The sequence below is a fragment of the Seohaeicola sp. 4SK31 genome (genome assembly GCF_028802875.1).
In the GTDB taxonomy this organism is placed as follows: domain Bacteria; phylum Pseudomonadota; class Alphaproteobacteria; order Rhodobacterales; family Rhodobacteraceae; genus Seohaeicola.
In genome coordinates, this window is record NZ_JARAMP010000062.1 from 1 (window position 1) to 3,758 (window position 3,758).

Here is a 3,758-nt window from a genome sequence, read left to right on the forward strand (position 1 = left end):
ATGCCGGGCTGTGGTTCCGGCGTGGTCGTCTTGCCATGGTCTTCTCCTCGCTCGCAGCATCATGCTGCCATTGCGCGGAAAATCCACTTATCCTGGCTGTTCAGATTTCCGCAGCCACCTCTTGGCGATTGCAGAGGCCTTGTCAGAGGAACTTGGCTTGAGGCGGGCAGGTCAGCATCGTTGAAAGACAACTAGAAAAAAATGGATCTGGTCAAATCCAGGCGTAATCGGCACGGTGGCAGAAAGGATACTTGCTGGGGCTCCAGGAAATTTGAGCTACTTCGGAAATTTCTTAGGAGCAAGAAAGTTTCTGGGCGGTTCGAATGCCCTTCGCTCCGCCACCAACCCCAGTCTCATTTCCCTGTACGGAATACGCGTTAATTTCCCGTGAGATTTCAGCGGCTTGCGTGGTCGCTTGTCCGGCAGAGACGCGCCGTGATCAGCGATGTGGCGGCGTTTGCGGGCGACATAGCTTTCGGAGTATCCATGCATGTCAGCAATTGCCTTCAGGGATGTTCCGCTGCGCAACGGGGCCGACCAGCGATGCGCGTTGCGCAGGGCCCGCAGGAGCGCAGCGTCGGGGGACCGCGCGCGCTCGCCGGCAATGATCTTCATCTCGATCCCGCGCCGTCGACAGGTGAACGGCGCCGCGATGGAGAGGAGGGCAGGGGCAAGACGCGCGGCGGGCACCGCGAGCGTCGTTGCAAGCGCCGCGGCCTCAAGACGGATACAGGGATCAGGCCGACAGCTTCAGCCAGTTCCTGAACTGGGCAAACGGGAACGGGTTCTGGAGAGCGCTCGGCCGTGAGCATCCGCTCTCCAGGGAGAGGAGATTTGAGGTCGAGCGGCGCCGGGTGCGGCGATAGCAGGCATCGCTCAAGGGGGTGTCTCAGCCGGGTGTAAGCCTTTGAGCCCCCGGCTTCAGATGGCTTGATGGCTCAATCTGCGGCTCGTTGGTTGGAACCCCGTCAACTCTCAATCTGCATCTGCATGGCCGCAGGCAGACGGGGATGGGGATACGGCTGCGATCAATCTGGCAGGACCGGGCTGGAAGAAGCTCATCCTGTCACAGACGCATTCTTCCAGAACAGGCTTGCCCTCGGCTCGTTCCATGCCAAGACTTTGCTCGGACACGCGGGGTGGATCGAGAATGGAAGAGAACTTGGATTTAGAGGCGCTGGACGGGTACTTGTCCTCAGACGACAGCCCTGAAAACTGCATGATGCTGTCGGACCTGGATGGGTTCATCCATGGCGTCATCTGCTCCCCGGTGCAGATCCCGTCTGACGAGTGGATACATGTGGCACTGGGGGGTGAGCCTGAAGCTGTACCCCATTGGGTCATCGACGACATAACGGATATCTACATGGGTGTCGCCCAAGGCTTGATGAACGACCCGCCAAGCGTCGAGCCCATATTCTGGCAGGCGAGAGAAGGCCATGTCATCGCGATGGATTGGTGTGAGGGCTTCATGCAAGCGGTGGCGCTGCGTCCTAAAGAGTGGCTGCGGCTGACAGAGAGCGGCGCAGATGGGCATCTGATCGCTCCCATGGTCGCCCATCTGCTGGACGGCAACGGAAACTCGCTGATGGGCATCCCGCAGGAGAACCTGGATGAAGTCCTGGCCGAAGCCGCTAACGCTATCCCGGATGCCGTGGCCGAGATCTTCTCATACTGGAGAAAAACTCAGTAGATTGAGCAACCGCTCGCGGTTCCGTGATGGTGGACTGGCACGTATCAGATAAGGGTCGACCGTTTGAACAGCTAGCTCCTCATGCGGGATTATCGTTCCGACGCTAATGCCCAAAATGGGCACATTTTTGAAAAAAAAGGCGTTCAAAATATCTATCAAAAACACGCCGCATGTCCCAAATCATTCGACGACGGACATGCAGCTGCTAAGGCTGATCGTGGTCAGTCGTCGCCTTCATAGAAAAGCCCCTCTCTGAATCCGCCGCGGGTTTCACGCTTATGGGCCAGGATCTCCATGAGTGCGATTTCATCGCACCCATGATAGCTGGCCAGCGCGATGATGACCTCGACCATGTCTGCCAGTTCTTCGCACTTCGCCTCGACCCCCTCCGCGGTGATAAACTCCGCGCGTTCCTCGTCGAGCTTGTCGTACAGCGCCGAGAGCAGCGCCTCACCTCTCAGCTGCTTCACAACCGGATTGCGGCCGTTGGCTTCAATAATCTCAGGGATGCGATCTCTGACGAGCTTGCCTGTGGTCATCAATTACCCCACCGTACCTTTGAATATCTGCTTGTTGTGCCAGTGAATGTACTGGGGCGAAGGCGCCATAGTCTCACTGCGTGGCAGAGCGATGGGCCTTCCATGGAATTCGTCGTTGAGCTTTCGGCCCCACTCGCCGACGACACGCTCGGACACACGGACATTCATGTTCCTGTCCACTGTGAGTGCGCCTAAGTCGAAAAGCTTGTGATGTATGACGCACAAGGCCAGGCCGTTGTTGACCTCGTCGGGGCCCCCGGCTGCGTGCATTTGTATGTGCGCGGCTTCGAGGGCGATGGGCGCTCCATTCATTTTGATGTCGCATTTGCATATCGCGCACTGCTCGTAATAGGCGGTGAGGACGATATTGCGAAACCGCGGATCACGCTTTTTGCGGATAAACGCTTCAAACTCATCCTGACCGAGATAAAGGCCGACAGCCTCTAGGACATCGGGGTGAAGGCTCGGCGGAAAATTCCGTTCAAGAAGATTAATCGCGACTAGATCGATGAGCTTGGGGTCCTCGCGGAATGCTCGCAGGACATCATCAGAAAAGCCGGCTTTAATATTTCGGTTACGCGCTTCGGTGAGGCGCAGATCGCCGGAGGGGTTCTTCTCGTGCTCTTCGATCCACCAAATCCCGCTCTTGTCGTTGGCGAGGCGGGCGTAGGGGTAATTTACCCTCGGATCTGCGTTGAACGGACCATAGGTCTGGACGAGTGGGCCGACTGTGTCCTCGGCATCGGTGAAGGCGATGCGCTCGATTTTGGCGTTCTTCAGCTGGGCGAGCGCGTAGAGAAGGAGCAAGGGTTTGTGTGGCGCCTGCACTCCACCCTTGGTGAACAGGCGAATTGAATCGAAGCGGCTGAGAAGATCACCTTGCATCTTTCTATTTTTTGCCCGCCTGCCCAATCGTTTGTTCGAGGCTAGCAGATTCCCGCAATGTCTCAAAGCTGGGAGTGGGCGTTTTCCGCTGGCATTCAAACTGCCGGAGCGATGGCCTCATATGACTCTGTCAGAGTAAGTTCGATTGAGGCGGATCTCCGTTGAGGAGTTCATCGCGGAATGAACCGCGCCGGGTTTGCCGGAGGCTGATTGACGTCAATTACGCGGCCAGAGGTTCAGTTTCCAGAGCTACCTAGAAGTTTGCTTCGGCTTTGCGGGCGTCCACTCACCGATTGGCATCGGTTGAAACCGCGCGTGTTGTCTGAAATCGATCGAGGAAGCGCCAGCCGGATTCCAGTCCTTCGCTCTACAACAGCGCTCTTCGGGTCTAAATATTGGCCTGTCGCTCGTGGCAAGCTGCATTTGGACTGTGGGCGGGCCCGTCCTGGTCAACATTATGACATAATCATCATGCATTTACGCCACAGTCGGCAACCGCAGCCTTGTGCTTCTATTGCTTGAGAACGGCGGTGCGAAAGTCGGCCACGGTAGCGGCGGGATGAGCCTGCTGCGGGCGGCGTAAAAGTCGTCCACCTTTACCCTTTCTGGCGACAGGGAGGGCGGGAGGATTTTCACTGTGG

Annotated in this window: 4 protein-coding genes; 1 reads left to right on the forward strand and 3 read right to left on the reverse strand. The window is 57.4% G+C overall.

What is annotated here, in order from left to right; translation table 11 throughout:
• Positions 1 to 276 precede the first annotated feature (276 nt).
• Positions 277 to 615, reverse strand: a complete 339-nt coding sequence (locus PVW27_RS21200) for a hypothetical protein (protein ID WP_274561159.1) — start codon at positions 613 to 615, stop codon at positions 277 to 279.
• Between the two features lie 535 nt (positions 616 to 1,150).
• On the opposite strand from PVW27_RS21200, the gene PVW27_RS21205 reads away from it, so the two are divergent.
• The gene (locus tag PVW27_RS21205; protein WP_274561161.1) at positions 1,151 to 1,693 is read left to right on the forward strand and encodes a YecA/YgfB family protein; all 543 of its coding nucleotides are present in this window, start codon (positions 1,151 to 1,153) and stop codon (positions 1,691 to 1,693) included.
• Between the two features lie 221 nt (positions 1,694 to 1,914).
• Here the strand turns inward: PVW27_RS21205 and PVW27_RS21210 are convergent, their stop codons facing one another.
• Positions 1,915 to 2,232, reverse strand: coding sequence for a nucleoside triphosphate pyrophosphohydrolase (locus PVW27_RS21210; protein WP_274561163.1), 318 nt, complete (start codon positions 2,230 to 2,232; stop codon positions 1,915 to 1,917).
• A 3-nt stretch (positions 2,233 to 2,235) separates the two neighbouring features.
• On the reverse strand, positions 2,236 to 3,117 hold the full coding sequence (locus tag PVW27_RS21215) for a phosphorothioated DNA-binding restriction endonuclease (RefSeq protein WP_274561165.1): 882 nt from the start codon (positions 3,115 to 3,117) through the stop codon (positions 2,236 to 2,238).
• Between the last annotated feature and the right edge of the window lie 641 nt (positions 3,118 to 3,758).

What these genes read in the sequence shown, in the direction of transcription:
- PVW27_RS21200 (WP_274561159.1), bottom strand. Translation starts at nt 615, where the DNA reads ATGAAGATCATTGCCGGCGAGCGCGCGCGGTCCCCCGACGCTGCGCTC.
- PVW27_RS21205 (WP_274561161.1), top strand. Translation starts at nt 1,151, where the DNA reads ATGGAAGAGAACTTGGATTTAGAGGCGCTGGACGGGTACTTGTCCTCA.
- PVW27_RS21210 (WP_274561163.1), bottom strand. Translation starts at nt 2,232, where the DNA reads ATGACCACAGGCAAGCTCGTCAGAGATCGCATCCCTGAGATTATTGAA.
- PVW27_RS21215 (WP_274561165.1), bottom strand. Translation starts at nt 3,117, where the DNA reads ATGCAAGGTGATCTTCTCAGCCGCTTCGATTCAATTCGCCTGTTCACC.